Raw genomic sequence first — 24663 nt, 5'->3', positions numbered from 1 at the left:
GCTATTGAGAATACCAATCAGTATTTAAAAAAATCGGCTTAAAATGTATTTAAAATTAAAAAGCAGTTATGAATATATTCATAACTGCTTTTTAATTTTATTTTATTAATAGAAAACAATTTTACTTGATGTTGTAAAGCCATTTTCTAAAGTTGTTTTTACAATTAAAACCTCATTTCCAGATTTAAGATTTATTATTTCTAATTCTGTTGTTCCGATTTTCTTTTTTTCATAAATCACTTTTCCTGAAACATCAAAAATAACAACTTGGTTAAGATTTTCAGTATTTGAACCTGATGTCAGTTTTATGATTTTATTCTTAACTGAAACCAGAACCTTATTTTTATTATCTTCAAATTCATCAGTACCCAATGCTGCATTGAAATACTTCAACACAAAACGATCTGCAAAAGTTCCTATTGCCGTCGTAAAAGTATAATCGCTGGCTTTTAAATCATGCAGAACACCAGTAATTTTATCTTCCAGATAAATAGGCTGTACAGTCAAGTTTCCGTCAACTTCATCTATTGAAATCGTAAATTTACCAGCGATTGAGCTTCTGTAACCCAACGGAACGGTATCTGATTCATCAAATGGAACTGCACGGCCTTGAATAACCAATTTTCTTTTTGCATCAATACTATAAAAATCCAAATACTTGTTACCGTCTAGAGTTACAGCATCGTAGTTATTATCCCAGCTGTTCGTCGCTCCGCTGATATATGCTATCAATAATTGCTTAAAGGCGCCTTCTGTATTAGATAAATTAAGCCATATTCTATGTTTCTCAATTTCTGCTTTATTACTAGAATTTTCCGTTTTATAAAATTGACTGTTATTTCCCGGAACACGCATAGAATTTGTAAAACTTGCATTTGAACCTGTTTTTGATTTAACAAAGAAGGCCTGGCCTGCACCAATATAACCTAATGGAGGATCTTGATTTCCTGGCGTTCCAGCTCCTGTTCCGGTAAGCCCTCCTATAGTTGTTGATCCTGCTAAATTATATATTGCATAATCGTCATTGACATATGAAGATCCTCCCCCACCATTACCCACTGGTTTAGAGTTATGCGTCCAGAAATATAAAGCTCCATATAAATTGGTTTGATTGTCTACTATAAATTGATCTGCATACACCGCTGATGGGTAAGGATTTCCTAATAAATTCCATTTATCTGCACCACCTAAAGCAACAGGAACTGGCCCGTTATTAGGAACTCCCTCAAATTCTGCATAATAAGGTGCCGGAATATCTATATCACTATATTGAGGACCTCTAACACTATACCCTATTCCTTTAAGCATTTCATCTGTACCATTAAAATTCACTACCCAGGCACCGGCAGAACTATTATACTTATAATATTTATCTGCCAATGTATTAGGGGATAAATCATGCAATGTATAAATCGGAGTTCGGGTAACCGGAGAAGACCATTGTGTAAGATCATAACGTCTTACTGCCATCGCAATTCTTTTGTAAATGATATTTCCTGTATTTACTGCGTTAGAGGTCTGATATAGACTGGAACTATTTTCAAAGATTAGTGTTCCGCCGCCATTACTGACTGAGTTTGTAATTGTTAAAGTGTGTGTAGAGTTTACAGTAACTGTAACTCCAGAATTAACGGTTAACGAGCAACCGCTTAAATCTCCTGAGGTTGTATAATTTCCAGAAAAAACAATTGCATCTGTACTCACAGGCGGCGTTCCTTTTGACCATGCTGTTCCGTTCCATGTATTTATAGACACACTGTTAATTACAACACCTGTAGTTAGTAAAGAAGAACAATCTGTTCCTTGTTGTATTGAAAAATAATAGGTTCCCGGTGTTAGATTAGATACAGTATAACTAGTTCCTGTACCAGTGTAAGTATTGGAAGCTGTTCCAGTTTGTGTAATTGTCCAAGTACCTGACCCTATCAAACCGCTCAAGGCCACGCTTCCTGTTGAAGTAACACAAGTAGGTTCTACAACTGCTCCCGGTACTGGTGTTGATGGCAAAGGATTCACTGTCACAGTAAAATTAGTCGGACTTGATACACACCCATTTAAATTTTTTACCGTAAGGGCTCCTGTATAAGTTTGAGGTAATGTTCCTCCAGGAACTGGAATGGTAATGGAAGCTCCTAATGCTGCATCGGTAACTGGTGCAAAACTATTGGATGGTGAAGCATTCCAAGTTATGCTGTAAGTGGTCGGAGCTGCGGTTGCATTTGTATAATTCAACGTTGCGTTTTGAGCTCCTGCACTTGTACAAACCGGAGTAACTGCACTCAGTGTCACACTTGGCAAAGGGTTTACTGTTATTGTCGCTGTGCCTCCTGTAAAACCAGTATTTCTAATACAATTGGCATCTGCAACCGAAACTAAAGTATAGGTCGTAGAAGCCGTAACCGGAGTCGTAAATGGAGCAAAAGCTGTACCGCTTACAACTCCTGTTGCCGTGCGGTCTGCTCCTCCATTTTCTTTATAAACAACTGTATAAGGACCTGTTCCTATTGAAGCAGTAAAAGTCAGCTGACCTGCACCCGATCCGCAAAGCGGACTAACGGCACTTAAACTTCCCTGCGGAAGAGGATTTACCGTTATTGTCGCTGTACCGCCAGTAAAACCACTATTTCTAATACAATTGGCATCTGTAACCGAAACTAGAGTATAGGTTGTAAAAGCTGTAACAGGAGAAGTAAATGGTGCAAAAGCAGTTCCGCTCACAACTCCCGTTGCTGTGCGATCTGCGCCTCCATTTTCCTTATACACAACTGTATAAGGACCTGTTCCTATTGAAGCGGTAAAAGTCAACTGACCTGCACCCGATCCGCAAAGCGGACTAACGGCACTTAAACTTCCCTGCGGAAGAGGATTTACCGTAATCGTCGCTGTGCCTCCTGTAAAACCAGTATTTCTAACACAATTGGCATCTGTAACCGAAACTAAGGTATAAGTCGTAGAAGCCGTAACCGGAGTGGTAAATGGTGCAAAAGCAGTTCCGCTCACAACTCCTGTCGCCGTGCGATCTGCTCCACCGTTTTCTTTGTAAACAACTGTATAAGGACCTGTTCCTATTGAAGCAGTAAATGTCAACTGACCTGTACCGGATCCACAAAGCGGACTAACCGCAGTTAAACTTCCCTGCGGAAGAGGATTTACCGTAATCGTTGCTGTGCCTCCTGTAAAACCTGTGTTTCTAATACAATTGGCATCTGTAACCGAAACTAAAGTGTAAGTTGTAGAAGCCGTAACCGGAGTGGTAAATGGTGCAAAAGCAGTTCCGCTCACAACTCCTGTTGCTGTGCGGTCTGCGCCTCCATTTTCTTTATAAACAACTGTATAAGGACCTGTTCCTATTGAAGCAGTAAATGTCAACTGACCTGGACCCGATCCGCAAAGCGGACTAACGGCACTTAAACTTCCCTGCGGAAGAGGATTTACCGTTATTGTCGCTGTACCGCCAGTATAACCAGTATTTCTAATACAATTAGCATCTGTAACCGAAACTAGAGTATATGTTGTAGAAGCTGTAACAGGAGAAGTAAATGGTGCAAAAGCAGTTCCGCTCACAACTCCTGTTGCTGTACGGTCTGCTCCACCGTTTTCTTTGTAAACAACTGTATAAGGACCTGTTCCTGTCGAAGCGGTAAAAGTCAGCTGCCCTGCACCTGATCCGCAAAGCGGACTAACGGCAGTTAAACTTCCCTGCGGAAGAGGATTTACTGTTATGGTTGCCGAACCTCCTGTAAAACTAGCATTGCGTATACAGCTGTTTGATCCAGTAACCGAAACCAAAGTGTAAGTTGTAGAAGCCGTAACCGGAGTGGTAAATGGAGTAAAAGCTGTACCGCTTACAACTCCTGTAGCCGTGCGGTCTGCTCCACCGTTTTCTTTGTAAACAACTGTATAAGGACCTGTTCCTGTCGAAGCGGTAAAAGTCAGCTGACCTGCACCTGATCCGCAAAGCGGACTAACCGCAGTTAAACTTCCCTGCGGAAGAGGATTTACCGTAATCGTCGCTGTGCCTCCTGTAAAACCAGTATTTCTAATACAATTGGCATCTGTAACCGAAACTAAGGTATAAGTTGTCGACGCCGTAACCGGAGTGGTAAATGGAGTGAAAGCGGTTCCGCTTACAACTCCCGTCGCTGTGCGGTCTGCTCCGCCGTTTTCTTTATAAACAACCGTATAAGGACCTGTTCCTATTGAAGCAGTAAATGTCAGCTGACCTGCACCGGATCCGCAAAGCGGACTAACTGCAGTCAAACTTCCCTGCGGAAGAGGATTTACTGTTATTGTTGCCGAACCTCCTGTAAAACTAGCATTGCGGATACAGCTGTTTGATCCAGTAACCGAAACCAAAGTGTAAGTTGTAGAAGCCGTAACCGGAGTGGTAAATGGTGTAAAAGCTGTACCGCTTACAACTCCTGTAGCCGTGCGGTCTGCTCCACCGTTTTCTTTGTAAACAACTGTATAAGGACCTGTTCCTGTCGAAGCGGTAAAAGTCAGCTGACCTGCACCTGATCCGCAAAGCGGACTAACCGCATTCAAACTTCCCTGTGGCAGAGGATTTACTGTTATGGTTGCTGTACCACTTGTAAAACCAGTATTTCTAATACAATTAACATCGGTAACTGAAACTAAAGTATAGGTTGTTGAAGTTGTAACCGGAGTGGTGAACACATTAAAAGCTGTACCACTCACAACTCCCGTCGCTGTACGGTCTGCTCCTCCATTTTCTTTATAAACGACTGTATAAGGACCAGTTCCGATTGACGCGGTAAAAGTTAATTGACCGGCTCCTGTCACACAAAATGGACCATTTGCTGTTAGACTTCCCTGCGGAAGAGGATTTACCGTTATTGTTGCTGTACCTCCAGTAAAACCTGTGTTTCTAATACAATTGATATCCGTCACTGAAACTAAGGTGTAAGTTGTCGATGCCGTAACCGGAGTCGTAAATGGTGCAAAAGCTGTACCGCTTACAACTCCTGTTGCGGTGCGGTCTGCTCCGCCGTTTTCTTTATAAACAACTGTATATGGACCTGTTCCCGCTGAAGCTGTAAATGTCAACTGACCCGGATTTAATGAACCGCAAAGCGGACTAACGGCAGTTAAACTTCCCTGTGGAAGAGGGTTTATCGTTACAGTTGCACTGACATTTACCGCATTTGAACAAGCGGCTATTGCTGGTGAAGCTCCTATAGTTACACTTCCTGAGGCTATATTAGTTACTGTTATAGTACTCGTTCCAACATTTGTAAATCCAGTTGCAGTAAAACTTCCTGTCCCCGCTGGAGATACTGTCATTGTAGCTGTATCACTTCCTGCTGGATTACTTCGAGTATAGGATACTGTGTAAGTTCCGGCAGGCAAAGAAGCTGCAGGGGTTGTTGATACTGCAACCAACGAAGATCCTGTACAAACTGCTCCTGGAGTAAGAGTTGAAATACTATAAGTGGGGCAAGTGTAAGTTAATATAACCTCACCACGAGCTCCTGCTCCACCAGTACGTGCAACAGTAAGACTACTCGCTACAGCACCTCCTCCTGCACCTCCTCTCACTAATCCAGGATTTCCATCTATATTCGCTCCAACGATACCCACGATACCACCTCCACCAGTCCCAGGATTGGCGACATTAGGATTGGCCCCATTTCCTCCTCCTCCTGAACCAACTGCAATAGTTGCCAATCCCTCGCCTCCTGCCGCTCCATTTGATCCGGAAGTTCTTGTGGTACCAAATGAATCTGTATTTGCCCCCCCTAATCCAAAAGTTCCACCATTTGCAACACCTCCTTTACCACCTGCTGCTAAAATTGTGGTATTAAATTCCACAATAGTAGAATTTCCTCCATTACCACCATTACCAGTAGTACCTAAATTCTGCGGTCCAACCGTAATATTATAAGTTGATCCTCCCACAAATGTAATATTATTTATAGCATAAGCTCCGCCGCCGCCGCCGCCGCCGCCAGTTGCAATTACACTACTAAGTGGGCCAGTATGAGCAATAGCCCCTCCTCCTGCTCCACCTGCTCCCCAAGCCTGAACGCTTACGTTGGCGGGAACACCGGCCGGAGCTATAAAGGTACCACTAGCTGTGAAAGTATGCGGCGCTTGCGCAATCAATGAAGAAGTATAGATAAAAAATAATATTAAAAAAAATTGAAGTTTCTTAAATTCAAGAAGGTTTGAACTATTTTTTAAGAAAAATATGTTGTGCAGTATAAATTGCAAAAAATTAGGCAGGGAGAGTAATTTTATTTTCATGTTTGGCGTTTTAAATAATTGAAAGTGAGACCGGAATTAGAGTCAAAGTCTTATAATTATTTAAATACCGTGTATTAAATAAGGAATACGGCAAATCGGTCCGAATTTCAAGAGAAATTCAGAAAATACATAAAGTACTTTTTTGCTTATTTAATTAGGCATTTAAATATTACAATAAGTCTTTAGGCGTATAAACAAATAAATGAAATGATCAATTTATTTTAGATAGATGCAGTTCTAGAAACATCTTAAAAAAATGGCTTTTAGAGTGTTTTTTGTCGCCAGTTTGTGCACTTTGACGAAAAATTACTACAACAAGGTACGATTTTATTTACATCGAAATAAAACTTTAACGTAAAAAGCTACATTTTAACACCTTTATAATCAAAACGTTCACATATAAGATAAATCTGTTAATTGAATTATTCTCAATTTCGAATTAATTACAAGTACTTATATATCATTATGTTAGGTGTAAATCTAAAAAAAATCAATTTTTGTCATAATTTATAAATGAATTCAAAAACTGGCAGGAATATTTTTTAGTAGTAAATAATTTTCTTACTTTGAACAAAACCACTTTCTAAAACTACTTTTAGTATCAAAACCTGATTCTGAATACCTAAATTTTGAATCGAAAAATTAGTATTTGATATCGATTTCTTTTTATAAATCTGCTTACCCAAAATATCGAAAATTACAACATCATCAATAGTATTATTTTTAGAATCTATATTGATGATTCTGTTTTTTACAGAAATTAAAAGATTAGTTTTTATACTGTCATAATTTTGTATTCCCAGTGCCTCATCGATAAACTTCAATACAAAACGTTTATTAAAAGTTCCTATTTCAGAAAAGAATTCATAAGGACATTCCTTTAAATTATAAACGGTATTTAAATCTTTGTCTTCTAAGTAAATATTTTGACCATCAAAAAATTCATCCTGCTGATCTATAGAAATGTTAAAAGTTCCCTCAATAGCAGTTTTAAAACCAAGCACAATAGAATCTGTATTATCAAAAGGCAGAGCTCGCCCTTGAATCGTTAATTTTTTATTTTCAACTACACTATAAAAATCGCCAGCTTGATTTCCGTTTATTGACCTCGCATCATACTCCAAGTCATATGAATTTGTTGCTCCATCGATGTATCCTAATAAAATCTGTTTAAAAAAACCATCTTTTGTTTTTAAGTCCAACCAAATACGATGTCTTTCCTGATCAGTTTCAAGTGTTTGCTTCTTATTACTTGATTTATAAAATTCCGTATTTCTTCCATGAATGCGCATGCTGTTATTAAACTCTACAGTTCCCGCATCTGTACTTTCTATAAAAAAAGCCTGTCCTGAAGCAATTGTACCGTTTGGAATTCTCTCATTTACTCCTGTACTTAAAGCACTAACTCCCACACCTCCAACTCTATTATAAACAGCATAATCATCATTTGAATATTTAAAATTGGCTACTGGTGTGTTATGAGTCCAGAAATAAAGTGCTCCTTTGGTTTTTGAGGTATTTTTTTTCAAAAAAGCATTTGCATCAACAGCTGACGGATAAGGATTCCCAATTAAACTATAACTGTCAGAAGCATTAAAATTTATCATGACTCTACCATTATTAGGTACACCTTTAAAAGCGGCTTCAAAAACTTCTCGCTCGGTTATTGAGAAATACTGAGGTGCTCTAATTGAATAACCTCTGCCTAAACTCATTAAGTTTGAAGGTTGCTCTACAATCCATTTTTTGTTTGTATCATCATAAGAGAAATATTTGTCTGAAAGTGTATATGGTGAAAAATCTACAAGACTCTGATTTTCAACTGGCGATGCCCAGCTCGTTAGATCGTATCTTGAGACTGGTGTTGTATTTCTTTTGAGATGAACTATCCCGGTATTTATCATATCATCATCAGATTGATATAAACTTGCTGAATTTTCTAAAACTAAAGTTCCCAATCCGGAATAAGAAAACTCCAATCCCAATGTATTATCGCTTAAAAGTGTTACTACTTTACCTTCATCTATTGTGCAGCTGCATACATCTGCGGCGGTAAGATTTGGATAATCACCTTTGAAAGCAATTTCTTTACCTCCGGACGGAAATCCCTTTGACCAGGAAAGGCCATTCCAAGTTGTAGAATCAAAGCATAATCTAATTCGAGCAATTCTATGTTTAGAAATTCCCGAAATAGAATTAAAATTACCTCCAATTACTAATTTAAAATCAGATGTAACAGCCATTACAAAAAGTTTGTTATTCAGCTGTGCTTCAAAAGAAGAATCATAACTTCCTGTTTTTAATAATCTTATTAAACGTAAGGAAGGAGTGTTTTTATAGGTTCCTGAAAAAGTACCGCCAACTAAAATTTTATCATCTGACTGTACCAAAATACTGCGCACATCTCCATTACTAAAACCTATTCCCGAATCAAAACTAATATCTAAACTTCCGTTAGGATTTAAACGCACTATTCGTTTTTGCGAAACTCCGTTGTAAGTTAAAAAAGCGCCTCCTAAAATTATTTTTTGATCTGATTGTAATGCCAGACTGTATACGTTTTTCTCAAAACCCAACCCTGTATTAAAACTGGAATCGACGCTTCCGTCTGAGTTTAATCGAATTAAACGAGAGTATGAATTCCCATTAAAACTTGTAAATCGCCCTGCGGCCAAAATTTTTGCATCGGGCTGAATTACAACAGCTTCAACAATATCATTAAAACCGCTTCCAACATTAAAACTGAGATCTCTGGAACCGTCTGGCATCAATCGCACAATCTTTCCCGCAGCAACACCACTATACGACGTAAAACTTCCTGTCGCAATTATTTTCCCGTCTGTTTGTGCTGTAAGTGTATAAACCTGACCATTAAATCCGGAACCAATATTAAAAGTATTATCCTGTAAGCCATCGGCAGAAATCCTAATAATGCGATTAGAGGCCGTGCCATTATAATTTGTAAAATTTCCTCCGAGAATCATTTTTCCATCTGCTTGTAATACAGCAGCTTTTATTAATCCACTTGCTCCAGATTTTCCCGCATTAAATGTATCGTCAATCGAACCGTCTTCCTGAAGTCTGGCAATTTTAGAAACAGAAGCTCCATTAAACTTATTAAAATTTCCTACCACTATTATTTTTTTATCTTCTAAGGGCAGGATATTTAAAACAGAATTATTAAACCCAATTCCAGCAGCTAAATAAGAAGCATCATGTTCACCATCTGAATTAACTTTTGCCAATCTTCCTTGATTTAATCCATCAAAAACAGAAAATGAACCTCCAATAAACCATGATCTTTCACTATCAACAGCCAGCGCCAGTACAGAAGCAGATCCAGGTCCGGATCCTAAATCAAAATCAGTTTTAATGGTTCCATCTGCATTTAAGAGAAAAACTCGATTTACATTTACGCCATTGTAGTTTCCTGTAAAAGAACCCCCAATCATAATGTTTCCTAGATCATCTATTTTTATGACTTCAACAGCGCCAGAATTTAAACCAGTTCCCGATAAAAAGTCATAATCTCGAGTGCCATCTTCGTTAAGCCTGACAATTCTATTGACAGCATCTCCATTAAAAGTTGTAAAATTCCCTCCAATTATAATTTTGCCGTCTGGCTGTATTTCAATATCATTTACATCATCATTAAAACCAGTTCCAATATTAAAACTAGAATCAATTGTTCCATTCGTTTTTAAACGGGCAATTCTATAACTAGAAGTTCCATTGAAAGTTGTAAAATTGCCGGCAATTAGAATTTTTCCATCAGATAATACTTTTGCGTTTGTTATATTTAATGAAGAACCAATACCGGTCTGACTTGCAAAAGAAGTATCTAAAGATCCATCGGGAAAAATTCGTGCAATCCTATTGACTGTAGAATTATTGAATTTTGTAAAACTGCCTACAATTATCATTTTCCCATCTGGCTGCAATGAAATATCATAAATAATACCAGTTGCAGCACCTATTGAAGTATTAAAAGAGTCATCATAAGATCCATCATTATTCAGTCTGATAAGCCGTCCTGCATTTATATTATTGTAGGAAGTAAAACTGCCTGCCGCAATAATTTTTCCATCAGGCTGCACAGCAGAGGCATAGACTTTATTATTAAAACCTATTCCTTTTCTGAAATTTTCATCAAGTGATCCATCAGGTTTTAATCTTGCAAAATAAGGACATGCAATTCCGTTAAGGCTTAAGTAGTCGCCTCCAACGATCAAATTATCATCTGACTGTAAGAGTACAGTTCGAACAGTATTATTAAATCCATCTCCACTCAGACCATCATCTAAAGTATTGAAGGTCTTATCGACTTTTCCTTGTTGTGCAAAAATTTCAATTTTAAAAGGGAGAATAATTAAAATTAAGGAGCATAGTAAATTTTTAATCAAAATCTAAAATATTAAGTTGTTAATTATTTGTAAGAATAAACTCAAAATTATAGATATTAATTAAAGTGTGCAATAACTAGATTAGGTGATATTTTAAAATAAAAAAACCCATTTATCGCAGTTGATAAATGGGTTTTTAAAGATATTTTTTTCCTGCTTAATGGAAAATAATTTTTCTGGAAGCTGTAAAATCATTTTCAAGATTGATTTTCACGATCAGCACCTGATTTCCAGCCTGCAGGTTTGAGATCTGCAGTTCCGGAGTTCCGACTTTTTTACTGCTGTGGATCAATTTTCCTGAGATATCATAAACCGTTACTTCTTTTATGTTTTCCTTAGAAGAAGTGATCTTAACTGTTTTGTCTTTTACCGAAACCAAAAGACCGTCTTTCAGGTTCTCAAAGTCATCGTTTCCTAGTGTTTTATTAACATAGCTTAAAACAAAACGGCTGGTAAAGGTTCCAACTTCGGTGGTAAAAGTGTAATTACCCGCAGTCAGGTCCTGAATTTTTCCGGTTGTTTTATCTTCAAGATAAACAGCCTGAGCGCCGAACAATCCCTCTGCAGTGTCTATGGCGATGGTAAAATCTCCGGCAGCGGTTGTTTTATATCCTAACGGAATTACCTCTTTCTCATCAAAAGGCATTGCACGTCCTTGAATGGTCAGTTTTTTGCTTTCGCTGATGGTGTAAAAGTCAACATACGAATTACCGCTGATTGTGGCCGCGTCGTAATTGGTGTCCCAGCTGTTTGTTGCTCCTTCAAAATATCCGAGAAGAAGCTGTTTGAAAGCGCCTTCGGTATTGGTAAAATTCAGCCAGATACGATTCTTATCGGCGTTATCTGTTTTGTAAAACTGTGTATTATTGGCGTCGATACGCTGTTCGTTAGTAAAAACTACAGCCGCAGCGCTGTTTGGTTTGGCAAAAAAGGACTGTCCTGCTCCAATATATCCTGAAGGTCTTGCACCGCCTGAAGGCGCCGCAATAGTTCCTCCCGATAAATTATAAACCGCATAATCACTCGATGAATAAGTTCCCCCGGTGCCGGTTGGAGAGGTATTGTGGGTCCAGAAATACAAGGATCCCAGGCTTAAATTATCACCTATTAATTTGGATGCATTCACAGCAGAAGGATATGGATTTCCGATCAGCGTCCATTTATTGGCCTGAGGCGTAACGGAAATGTTTCCGTTGTTGGGAACACCTTTAAATTCTGCTTCAAAAACGTATGGAATAACAATGTCAAAGGTCTGTGGAGCTCTTACGCTGTATCCCTGTCCTTTTGCCATTGGAAGTGTTCCTCCGTAATTTACCACCCATGGAACAGCAGCAGAAGCATCATAGCTGTAATATTTATCGGCTAAAGTAAGCGGTGATAAATTGTTGAGTGTAAAACCGGGAGTTGCCGTCACGGGCGATGCCCACTGGGTTAAATCATAACGTCTTACAGAAGTTTTTCTTTTATAGGTAATATTTCCCGTATTGACAGAACCGCTTGTAGTGGTCTGAAGAAGACTTGAGCTGTCCTCAAAGATTAAAGAACCCGAAGCGCCTACCGTTACGGCATTGGTCACTTTTAGGGTATTGGTGGAATTTACCTTTAAAGAAGCTCCATTGTCTACTATAAGGGAATGAACAATATATTCTGTATTGGTTCCTGAGATAACTGCTCCATTAGGCGCACTTGAGATCTGCACGCAGTCTGTCGAAACCGGAACACCAGACGGGGTCCAGTTTGAAGCTGTATTCCAGTTCCCGCTTGAACTTCCGTTCCATACTTTTGCAGCGGCAGCATTAATAGTCACCGAAGCAGCATTGGATTCGCATCCTGAACTGTTTTTTACTTTAATGTTATTGTATGCTCCCGCCGAAAGACCGGTAAACACACCTGTAGTATTGGTAAAAACTGTACCGTCGATACTGTAAGTGATTCCCGCTGCAGGAGCAGGAGAACTGATTGTGATGGTTCCCGTTAAATCCCCGCACGTTGGCTGTTTGGTTACGCTGGCAGTTGGGGCAGCGGGTTGTAGAATGGTTGTAGTTGCTATATTATTACCGTAATCAGTTCCAGAAATATCTTCGATCACATTCAAAGAAGGATCAGTTCCAGTCACTTTTGCTGAATTTATAACTCTTCCGGCGGCTACGTCTGCTGCGGTAATTTTATACGTTCCGGTTATGGTTGCAGTTGCTCCTGGAGCTAAACTTGCGATGTGATTTCCTGAAAGTGTCAAGGTAGGTAATGGATCAGAAATGCTAATATCCGTAATAGGTACATCTCCTGTGTTTTTAACATCAAAAGTATAATTAATGTTAGTTCCTACTTTTCCACAAGATGATAATACGGCACTTTTAACTAAGCTTAATTCTGCTAATTTTAGAGAATTTGTATTAAAAGCAATAAAAGCACAATCTGAGCTTCCTGAAAAAGTTACTACAAAGCGATCTACTAAAGAAGCATTGGCAGATGTAATTCCCATGGAACCTATTTCAATTCCCAGCATTCTTATATTTCTAGTTTCAGCGGGAGTAAAGGCAACGGCACCGTTATCTGCTCTAAATAAATCTAAACTATAAGTTCCAATTGCAGGAACAGATCCAAATGCAACAGATATTTCTGTACCAACGGTATTGCCGGAGGCGTCAATAAATTTGAAAGTGTCGGCAGTAGATCCTGTCTCTGCAACCTGAGTTACAATCAAATCTGGAATATCATCATTAACTCCATTTACATTAATATTATTGGTACCGATTTTAAATTCTGCAGTACCAGATTTAATATTGGCGATTCCGGTTCCTAAACTCAAACCGTTAACTCCGTCTGTTAGCCTTGAAGCGAGTTCTGCTCCAGTAGAAACAGATCCGGCAAGAGGCGGTGTTAATTTTGCTGTAGTAGGTAATCCATCTATCATAGATCCCTGCAAGAAATACGTACTGGTAGTTTGTCCCAGAGTCTGTATTTTTAAGGCTCTAAATTTTTGAGTATTAAATGTAACTGAATTGGCTGTCAAAACATTATCATCTACACCAGTCGAATAAGTTTTGCCATTCCATGCAAATGCTAAAAGATTATTAGCCGTATCTGGCCTGTTACCGAGACCTGTTATGCCGCTAGACGCCCAGAATCCTTTCCAGTCTGTGTATATTTGGGTAACATTGTTGGATTTAGTCTGACCGATACTTTTGAATGAAATCAGTAAAAAAAGTAATATTGTTTTATTTAAAAATTGATGATTTGTGGGGTATGTTTTTAGGGACATGTGGCAAATAAATTAGGTTTTGGTTACTTAATAGCTGCTAATATTTGTAGGTTTAAAATCAATAATTCTGTTTAATTTTATTAACGATTTGTTTTTACATGCAAAAATCCAACAACTTTCGTTGTCGGATTTTGCTTATTATTTTATGGTTATTGTTTATTTAAATATGATCTTCTTGGTTGTACTGAAATCATTTTCAAGACTTACTTTTACTAATAATACTTGATTACTTGATTGTAAATTTGATATCTCCAATTCAGTTGTTCCTATTTTTTTCTTCGTATAAATTATTTTTCCAGATATATCATAAATTGTTATATCCTTTATGTTTTCTGTTGATGACGTAACATTAATTATTTTGTTTTTTACCGAAACCAAAAGGCCGCTTTCTACATTTTCGAAATCATCATTTCCTAATGTTTTGTTGACATAGTTTAAAACAAAACGATTAGTAAAAGTTCCAATTTCTGTATTAAAAGTATAGTTGCCTGTTCTTAAATCCTGAATTTTTCCTGTTGTTTTATCTTCAAGATAAACAGCCTGATCATTAAAAATACCTTCGGCACTGTCTATACTAATTGTAAATTCTCCAGCTACCGTACTTTTGTATCCTACAGGAATGCTTTCTGAATTATCAAACGGCATAGCACGTCCTTGAATAGTCAGCTTTTTACTGTCATTAATTGTATAAAAATCAACATAAGAATTACCGCTGATAGTTGATGCATCATAATTGGTATCAAAGCTGTTTGTAGCACCATCAAAATAACCAAGCAATATTTGTTTAAAAGCTCCTTCACCGTTGCTAAAGTTTAACCATAAACGATTTTCACCAACAGTTTCTGTTTTTTCTGTTTTGTAGAACTGAGTATTATTTGCTCCAATACGCACATCATTTGTAAAAAGTACTGGAACAGCATTGCTTACTTTAACAAAAAAGGCTTGGCCTGCAGCAATATACCCTAAAGGTTTTGAGCCCCCTGATGTTGCAGTTGTTCCTCCTGATAAATTATAGACAGCATAATCACTAGAAGAATAAGTCCCTTTGGTTCCAGTTGGAGCTGTATTGTGTGTCCAGAAATATAAAGATCCTAATTGCTTGTTTGCATCTATTAAATCTTTTCCCTTTACTGCAGACGGATATGGATTACCAATTAAATTCCATTTTCCTGATTCTGTTGCGATAGGGATATTTCCATTGTTAGGAATTCCAATAAATGAAGCTTGAAACACATAAGGTGTAGTAATGTCAAATGATTGAGGTGCTCTTACACTATATCCCTGACCCGTTGTCATTACCAAAGTTCCTCCGTAGTTAGCAGTCCATGCAGATGAAGCTGCATTATAGCTATAGTATTTATCTGCTAGGGTTTCTGGAGATAAACTATGCAGTGTAAAACCAGATGCTGTTGTAACTGGAGAAGACCATTGAGTTAAATCGTAACGTCTTACTTTTGTAGTTCGCTGCATTTCAAAAGAACTTGTGCTTCCTGTATATGCACTTGAACTAGTATTAGTTTGCATTAATGCTCCTCCATTTTCTATTAATAATTTTCCACCAGTTCCAACTGTGATGTTTTCCTCTACGGTTAATGTTTTATCTGTTGGAACTGTAAGTGTTACTCCAGGATTAATAGTACATGAACAAACCTGAATGTCAGATTGTAATGTTGTATTGCTGGAGATTGTAATTGCAGTCGTACTCGTTGGTGCCGGGCCAGTTCCATCATACACATTTGGAACAGAGATAAAATTAAAAGCCACATTTGCATCACCTCCATCTTCTCTAAGACGAATTTCAACTTTAGAATTTTTATTTAATAAATATGCCTGGCCACTATTAATTATTGAAGTTGCAGTAGTATATCCGTTTTGAGTAAATATTAGAATTCCATCAATATATATTTGAGCAACGTCATCACAGTTTACTAATTGAATTTGATATGCTCCACAAGGAAACCCTTGTCTTCTATGACTAGTTGTAAAATAATCTATTTGAATTGGTGCCCCTTGCCAAATAGAAGCGAATGATGGCGATTTTGTTTTGTTCCAGTATGTCTGGCTGTTTACATTAAAATTCGGATCCACATAAACACCAGCATAACTGTTAGCACCTCCGTTAACATTAGTCATGTCAGGAATATTCAAATTGCTTTCTGTAAAACCATACACATTCCAAACATTATCTCCGTAAGGTAGTTTAGGATCTCCTTTTATCAATCCGTATGAAATAGTGGTACGTGCGTCTCCATCATTTTCAAAATATTCTAATATAAAATCATGAGATCCAGCTGTCAATGTATATTGTACAGAATTTGCTGTGTAGCCATGAGTCGTCCAGTTACCTACTACCAGCGTTCCGTCTATGTACAATCTTGTACCATCATCACCACCAATAGTTATATTATAAATACCTGCCGCAGTTGTAGTTTTCATTTTATAGCGAACGAAGAATTTATCTACAGGTGGAGTTCCGCAAATGTTAGTTGTTGCACCGCTTACAGCACCTGCACCAACATTTCTGTCAAATTGAGCAGCCTCGGTTACATTTCCTATAAATACATTTGTTGCACTTGCCGGAGCATCTGTTACAGCTGGATTAGGAATAGCTCCTGTCCATTTGTACACATAACCAATCCAAGAATTTACTCCAAATGTAGTTTGATCTCCCTGCTCACATATAATAATTTCATCGGCCCCCATATCTGGTACAGATGTGCTTCTTGTTTCACTATCAATATCAGTTGTAATGCCTGCTATTGGAGTTCCTTTAGCATGTATTCCAGAATTTGTTGTATTTTGAACCAAGTGATAATCTGTTGTTGAGATAAATTTTGGTTCTACAGAAGTTGAACCTGCCTCTTTTGTTGTTGCTGTCTGCCAGTCACTTACGCTTGTATTATAAGTTGCGTCTATCAATCTCGCAGAGAAAAAGGAAGCAATGTTAGATACATAGTGATTGTTGTTGCTTAACACTGAAAATGCCGAACTGCCAACTCTTGTAAAAATAGTATATTGATTTCCTGTAGTTTGAATGTTATGAAAAATATTATTTCTAACCTCTAATGATGAACCATTTGAAACAAATAAACAAGCTCCTCTACCTGCAGAAGTTCCTGCATTCATTACAATTGTATTGTAATAAATTTTATTTGATGCACCACTATTTAAAAAAATACCGTGACCTTTAGCCTGAAAATTAGAATCGCTGTTATCTGCAGTCGTTCTTATATTGCTTATAAAGTTGTTATAAACAAGATTATCTCCACTATCTAAATAAATTCCGGCACAATACGTATTTTGTGTGGTGTCGTATACATCCTTAATTGTATTTCTAAAAATTGCCCCCTTACTGTTTCCAAGTATACTAATTCCAGCATGATTTGCTGTTGTAGTTTGAGAATCAGTTTTTATTAGACCTGAAATTAAGTTTCCAGAGATTTCATAATCTTTGGCATTTCTAAAGTTAACACCAACATAAGGCTTGTTTGCATTTGTAGTTCCTCCAATAATATTGTCCTGAATTTTCCAGTCTGATGACAATAAAGTACTATTTCCATTTAAATATATTGCCTGACCAGCTCCTGTGAAAGTAACATTTTTCACTAAAGTTGTTGAGTTCGCAGCTTCTGCCTCACTGCTTACGCTACTTGTTCCTCCTGCAAAAACGCCTACAGAGTAATCGTAGCTCCCTTTAGCATATTGTTGTAATGTTAAATTTTTAATTTCGTTACTAAGCGCACCGTTACTAGAGTTTTGACTGGCAATCCAAATAACGGCTCTATTATTATTAGATTGGTTATTGTTGAATATTGTTAAATTGTTTGTAGTAGTTGAATTATTACTTCCATCAAAAACAACATTGTCAACCCCATTTAGTTTAAAAACAGCCTCAGCATTATTACTTGAAGTAGTCCCTGTAATTGTTACCGTTCTTCCAGTGTTTGGTCTGATAGTAAGTTTGTTAGTAGTGTTTCCAGTATATGAATTAATTACTATCGGAAAAGTTTCGCTTGTACTTGTGTTGTAAGCAGTATTATCAAGTAAAAAATTAACTGCTCCAGATGAACCTACAGTATTAATTGCTTTTACTGCATTTGTTATCGTTGGAAAGCTTGCTGTGGCAACACTTCCAATAACATAATTTCCAATCATCGGAGAAGGCACTTTTGTTATTGTACCTCTTAATTTTAATAAATTGGTATCCATTAATTTCCAATTTCCTCCGTTGTAAGCAAAAAAGCGAATGTATAGTTTTTCACCAGCATTTACAGCAATATTTAAGCCTGTTAAATTTCCTGAGGTCGGAGTATTAGTAGACACAGCAGTACCATTAACGGTAACAAGTGTAGTTGGACTTGAAAAATTAGCTTGTTTCGAGTATTGTACCTGATATGATTTTGAATCTCCTTTGTAAGTAAAAAGAATTTGATTCAATGTAAATGTCCCGTCTAATATCGGATTTATAACTATTTGAAAATATTTGCCTGTGTTTATTGTATTGGCTGTAGGCCATCCTGTACCAATAATCCCATCGTAAGAGGCAGTTGGTCCAGTAGTTAGACCTGCACCAGTTACATCACTGGCAAGAATATAATCATTTAAAACTGTCGGTTTAAGATCAGTTGAACCTGTCCACTGAACAAGATCAGTTTGAGCAAACCCAAAAAAAGGCAACAATAAAAATAAAAGTAAAGTTTTTTTCATGTTAAATGTTTTCTATCAAGTTGTTATGCTGGCATAGGATTTTTTGCCATCGCAAAGATAGATACATCTACGTGCTGCTAATAATAAGGGTTTTGGTTATGGCTATATAATCGATCAAAGTGTTAAAAAAATCGATAAAATGCATTATAAAAACGCAGTATTTGTGTTATTTCCTATAAATCATAAAGTTAAAATATAAGAAAAATCACAAAATTTAACACTTATCAAAGTGCTTTTTTGAGATTTTGGAATGAAAAACGCGAGTTAAGGTGATAAATCATCAAAATTGTAATAAATTATAACCAATAGTTGTTGGTTAATAAATAAGTAAATTAATACAGTTTTTATTTAAAAAAATAAGATTTTTATGTAAGTGTAAAAATGAAGATTTTCTGAAACAAAATTGTAACCTAACTCGTTTCTAACACTTTAACTTTATCGTAAATCAAATTACTTTCATATCCGCGTCGCAGCAAATAGTCACAGAATTTTTTTCTCTTTTTTAAGTTATTTTTTTCCTGAAGACTATCCCAAAATCTTTCAGAAAGCTGGTCAAATGTTGTAATATATTCTTCAGCCGAAATTTCTTTTAATGCAAGTGTAATATTTGTACTAGAAATCTGTCTTGCTTTAAGCTCATTTGTAATCCTAATTTTTCCCCAAAATTTAATCCTGTGCTTGCCTCTCGCAAAGCTGCAGGCAAAGCGCGTTTCGTTAAGAAAATTTCCTTCAATAAGCTGAACAACAATATTATCTATTTCATCAGGAGCCATTTTTAAACTATATAATTTAGAAATTACTTCGGCATGACAGCGTTCCTGATAGGCACAAAAGTGCTCTAATTTTTGTAATACTTGTTTTTGATTAAAATTGTCATTCATCGGTTTTTTCTTTCTTTTTAACTTTTATTGCTAAATATATGTAATTTTCTTTCAAATTTTAAGACTTATATTTAATATTTCTCAAAATTAAGCTTTATAAAATGTTGTGTATGTGCTTATTTATAATATTTTTGTGAGATACGTCTGAATGTTTATTAGCGCTTAAACAAAACTTTTTAAACATCTGACAGTTAGGTTTTAAAACCAAAAACAAAAGTACTTCGTATATATTATAAAGTGCTATTTTTTTTGCTTGTTAAGACCTCCAAGAACAAATTTATAACAAATACCACGCGACTATGATTAGAAAATTACTTTTACTCATCATTTTAATTATTTTTCCTACGCTCACTTTTGGGCAAACTTTTACTGATAATGCAGTTGGCACTCGAACATGGACTGTTCCGAACGGTGTTACAAGTATTACTGTAGAAATTTGGGGAGGAGGAGGAGCTGGAGGAGGTTCACAGAATGGCGGAAGAGGTGGATCTGGCGGCGGCGGCGGCGGTTATTCAACAAAATTAATAAATGTCATTCCTGGACAAGTTATAAGCTATACAATCGGATCTGGTGGTACTGGAGGAACAGGGACCGGTGGTAATGGAAATCCTTCAACTTTATCACATACACAATCAAGTACTACAATGAGTGTTGGTGGTGGTATTGGTGGAAAAGTCTCCACCAATAGTGGAACAGTAACAGGAAGTGCTGGAGGGAATGCTTCAGGAGGAGATACTAATAGAAATGGAAATACTGGAGACAACGCTGGAGGTAGTGCCGGGGCTGGAGGAGGTTCTGGACCAGCACCTGGAGCGAACGGAGGTGGAGCCGGCAGCAGTGGAGACGGAGGTGACGGATCTATTGGCGGCGGCGGCGGCGGCGGTCAAAGAGGATCTTTCTCATTTACAAATAGATCTGGTGGTAATGGTGGAGCTGGGCGAGTTCAGTTCACCTATACAACAGGAGCCTATAAAAGCAGAATTATATCTGCAAATACAGGATCTGTAACTTGGTGCGCTGGCGAAACAAGAACAGTAACTGTTGATATTCAAAACGTTGGAACTGCAACATGGGTTGACGGTACAGGAGGAGCTCCAGATTTTAACATCGGTATTAAATGGAATAACGGAACAGGAGGCAGCTGGGACGATTATAATGTAAGAGTTAATGCTGGAAATTTAGCTTCTGGTGCTACGCGAACTTATACTTTTAATATTACAGCTTCGAATAATATTAATACTCCACAACCAGGCTTTCCAGTGACTGGTTATACAACACCGTTAGATGGTGGTACAAACAACCTTACTTTCGATGTCGTATATGAAGGGGTTGCGTGGTTTGGAAATAACCCTGCTGGTGTTGGACCTGGAAATTCAACTTTTACTACTCCAAATCAAACAATATATCCTGCAACACCTGCAAACAGGACAACAGGATCTACTGCTGCTTCAGTTTGCCCGGGTACAGGAACAAATATTACAGTAGCTAATTCAGAAATAGGAGTTAGTTATCAATTAAGAGATGCAGCTAATAATCCTATTGGTTTACCAGTAGCTGGTAACAACGGTACAATTAATCTGCCAACAGGAAATCTTGCATCAACAACAACTTTTAATGTATTAGCTGTAGGATGCAGCAGTTCTGTACAAATGACTGGAACAGTAACAATTACAGTTAGTTCTGTAACAGGCACTCCGGTCGGAACCTATCTTTTTTGTATAGATAATACCAATTCTATGGCAACTGCCACTGTTAATTCAGGGCAACATGTTTTAGTTAATGTGACTAAAGGTTTTACATACACGTTTACTGTTGGTGATGTCTTTGCAGGTACCACAGTAAGTGAATATTTAGCCATTTTTGATGGTTCAAATAATGCTGCTATTATTACCAATAGTGGACCATCTGGTACTTCAATTGCAAATTGGGTTTCTCCATTTTCAGGACAAATTAAAATTCTTTTATCTGCAGGAGGAACTTGTTCTAACAGCGGAACAACAGGAGGTGCGATTACTTTAAATTTAATTGGAGTTAACAATACTGAGGATAATCAATTAGTTTCCGGAACAAATTCATGGATAGGTCACGTATACAATATTACTGGCGCTCCGCCGGCTACAAATGCTTCCAATGCCGCGCTAATTAATCCGAGCGGCTTACGCGGTTATGTTGGATATGTTACAAAAGCAGAAACTTTCGGAATTGAAAATTTTGGAGGTAATACCGCTTGTTATTCAACATTATCTAATGGAGTTAATAGATCTAACATTTATACTGAAACCTTTGCCGTTCGATATAGAATGCGTTCGACAAAAACCGGATGTTATATGGTTACTGTTAGAGGAGATGACGGTGTTAGACTTTTTGTAGATGGTGTTAGTGTATTTGATGCCTTTACTGATCATTCTACTCAAACATTTGGAAACGTAATGGTAAATTTGACAGGGAATAGCGAATTAGTATTGGATTATTATGAAAACGGTACTGTTAATGAAGTTTCATTCGATATGGTTGCTTTTGATAATACGACCAATACGGTTACTCCTGCTTCAAGAACTTTATGCAGTGGTCAAACACAATTGCTTGATGGTTCTGCGTATTTATATAATGGAGGGGCAAATCCAACTATAAAATATCAATGGCAGAGCTCTACAAACAATGCAGCATTTTCTGATATACTAGGAGCCACTACAGAAGATTATACACCTCCAGCAGAAACCACCACCACAACTAATACTATTTATTATTACAGAAGAGCTGTATCTGCAACAGCATCAAACGCAGGCGCTTGTATTTATTACAGCAATAGTGTAGCTATTACAACAAGTCCTGGTGTTCCAGTTTTTGCTGCAGCAGCAACAATTAGCGGAACAGCAGGACAATGTAACGCTTCTACAGGTCAAGTTTATTCGATTGCAGCAGCAACAAATGCTGTCACATATACTTGGGTCCTTCCAACAGGATGGTCTATAACTGGAGGTTTTGGTACAAATAGCATTACAGTAACTACTGGAACTACTGGACAAAACGGAAATATTACTGTAGTTGCAGTAAATGGATGTGGTAATAGTACTCCAACTAAAACATTAGCAGTAACGGTTAGGGCATTACCAACGATTAGCAGTCATCCTTCTACTGCTGGACAAACTGTTTGTGAAAACACAGCTATTACTGCATTATCAGTAGCAGCCACAGCGGGAAGCGGTACTATATCAGATTACAAATGGTATAGCAATACTACAAATTCAAACACCGGAGGAACATTGGTAGCTACTAACACAAGTGCAGCAACTACTAATACATATACTCCTGCTAATACAACTGCAGGTACACTATACTATTATGTAATTGTAACCAACTCTAATGGATGTACTGTAACAAGTAACGTTTCTGGTGCCATTACTGTAAACCCAATTGCAACTTTAACTTTAACTACCGGAACTGCAAATCAAACCGTATGTGCAGGAACAGCAATCTCAAATACTGTTTACACATGGGGAGGAAGCGCAACAGATGTTACAGTGACCAATACAATTGGATTGACAGTAACTAAAGATTTAATTGCAAAAACAATAACCATAAGCGGCATACCAACTGCAACTGGAACTTATTCAATTGCTACTACTGGGCAGACTTCACCTTGTACTGCTGTTAGTCTTAGCGGAAATATCACAGTAAACCCAATTGCAACGTTAGCTTTAACTACTGGAACTGCAGATCAAACAATATGTGCGGGAACAGCGATTTCAAGCACTGTTTACACGTGGGGAGGAAGCGCAACCGATGTAACAGTGACCAATACAATTGGATTGACAGTTGTAAAAAATGGACCTGCAAAAACAGTAACCATCAGCGGTACACCAACTGCAACTGGAACTTACTCAATTGCTACTAATGGCCAGACTTCACCTTGTACTGCTGTCAGCCTTAGTGGAAACATCACAGTAAACCCAATTTCAACTTTAACTTTAACTACCGGAACTGCAAATCAAACCGTATGTGCAGGAACAGCGATTTCAAACACTGTTTACACATGGGGAGGAAGTGCTACAGATGTTACTGTTACCAATACAATTGGACTTACAGTAACTAAAAATGTTGCTGCAAAAACAGTAACCATCAGCGGTACACCAACTGGCGGAGGGACTTACTCAGTTGTCACTACTGGGCACACTTCACCTTGTACTGCTGTCAGCCTTAGTGGAACTATTACTGTAAATCCAATCGCAACTTTAGCTTTAACTACTGGAACTGCAGATCAATCTGTATGTGCAGGAACAGCCATTTCAAGCACTGTTTACACGTGGGGAGGAAGCGCTACAGATGTTACTGTTACCAATACAATTGGATTGACTGTTGTAAAAAATGCAACTGCAAAAACGGTAACAATCAGCGGTACACCAACTGCCGGAGGAACTTACTCAGTTGCCACTACTGGGCAGACTTCACCTTGTACTGCTATTAGCCTTAGCGGAACTATTACTGTAAATCCAAAACCAGTAGCCCCAACTGCCAGCGTAACCAAACAGCCAACGTGCGGGGATTTAACAGGAACTATAACAATCAGTTCTCCTGCTCCTGCAGCGGGAATCACTTACAGTATCGACGGTACAGTCTTTACCAATACAACAGGTGTGTTTACCGGTCTTTCGGCGGGAGCATACAATAACATTAAAGTAAAAAACAGTTCAGGATGCGAATCCAATGCTGCTTCGGTGACTATTAACGCTGCCGCTGCAAAAGTATGGAACGGAAGTTCAAGCGGGAACTGGAATACAGCTTCAAACTGGACCCCGTCTGGTGTTCCGGTTTCGACAGACTGCGTGCAGATTTCAAGTGCGCCTAATGGAGCAGTTATCTCAGGAACCAATACAGAATATATTGTTCATTCCCTTATAATAGACAACTCTGCTTCTTTAACGGTAAATTCCACCAATACCCTAAAAGTGACCAATGCCGTAACGGTAGGCGCTTCGGGTTCTTTAATCTTTGAGGACAGCTCAAGTCTGCTTCAGACCACCACAAGCGGTTCTGTCAATACGGGAAATATTACCTATAAAAGAAAAACTTCTGTAAGACGTTATGATTTAACCCAGTGGGCATCGCCCGTGACGGCAACTCCGGGTTTTACACTCAACAATTT

The 24663-nt window shown here is 37.8% G+C and carries 6 protein-coding genes; 1 reads left to right on the top strand and 5 read right to left on the bottom strand.

Annotated features, from left to right (window positions below; genetic code table 11):
- Positions 1-105: 105 nt before the first annotated feature.
- From B0A68_RS13615 to B0A68_RS13595, 5 genes are all read right to left on the bottom strand, one after another.
- Positions 106-6267, bottom strand: coding sequence for a T9SS sorting signal type C domain-containing protein (locus B0A68_RS13615; protein ID WP_089069744.1), 6162 nt, complete (start codon positions 6265-6267; stop codon positions 106-108).
- Between the two features lie 542 nt (positions 6268-6809).
- A complete protein-coding gene (locus tag B0A68_RS13610; RefSeq protein WP_035690387.1) occupies positions 6810-10670 on the bottom strand; it encodes a T9SS sorting signal type C domain-containing protein in 3861 nt (1286 codons plus the stop codon).
- A gap of 157 nt (positions 10671-10827) precedes the next feature.
- Positions 10828-13932, bottom strand: coding sequence for a DUF7507 domain-containing protein (locus B0A68_RS13605; protein ID WP_089069743.1), 3105 nt, complete (start codon positions 13930-13932; stop codon positions 10828-10830).
- A 156-nt stretch (positions 13933-14088) separates the two neighbouring features.
- Entirely contained in the window at positions 14089-18639 is a 4551-nt protein-coding gene (locus B0A68_RS13600; RefSeq protein WP_051892746.1) for a T9SS sorting signal type C domain-containing protein, read from the bottom strand.
- Positions 18640-19049: 410 nt separating this feature from the next.
- Positions 19050-19520 carry a regulatory protein RecX gene (locus B0A68_RS13595; RefSeq protein ID WP_035687550.1) on the bottom strand — a complete coding sequence of 157 codons (471 nt, stop codon included), beginning with the start codon at positions 19518-19520 and terminating at the stop codon, positions 19050-19052.
- 299 nt (positions 19521-19819) lie between these two features.
- Here B0A68_RS13595 and B0A68_RS24775 point away from each other — a divergent pair.
- The coding region (locus B0A68_RS24775; RefSeq protein ID WP_165770640.1) for a beta strand repeat-containing protein at positions 19820-24663 on the top strand (4844 nt) is incomplete at its 3' end.

It is taken from the genome of Flavobacterium reichenbachii (assembly GCF_002217435.1).
GTDB lineage: Bacteria > Bacteroidota > Bacteroidia > Flavobacteriales > Flavobacteriaceae > Flavobacterium > Flavobacterium reichenbachii.
This window is presented reverse-complemented; position numbering and strand designations above follow the sequence as displayed.

Coding starts and splice junctions, on each gene's coding strand:
- B0A68_RS13605 (WP_089069743.1), bottom strand. CDS start 13,932: ATGTCCCTAAAAACATACCCCACAAATCATCAATTTTTAAATAAAACA.
- B0A68_RS13600 (WP_051892746.1), bottom strand. CDS start 18,639: ATGAAAAAAACTTTACTTTTATTTTTATTGTTGCCTTTTTTTGGGTTT.
- B0A68_RS13595 (WP_035687550.1), bottom strand. CDS start 19,520: ATGAATGACAATTTTAATCAAAAACAAGTATTACAAAAATTAGAGCAC.
- B0A68_RS13615 (WP_089069744.1), bottom strand. CDS start 6,267: ATGAAAATAAAATTACTCTCCCTGCCTAATTTTTTGCAATTTATACTG.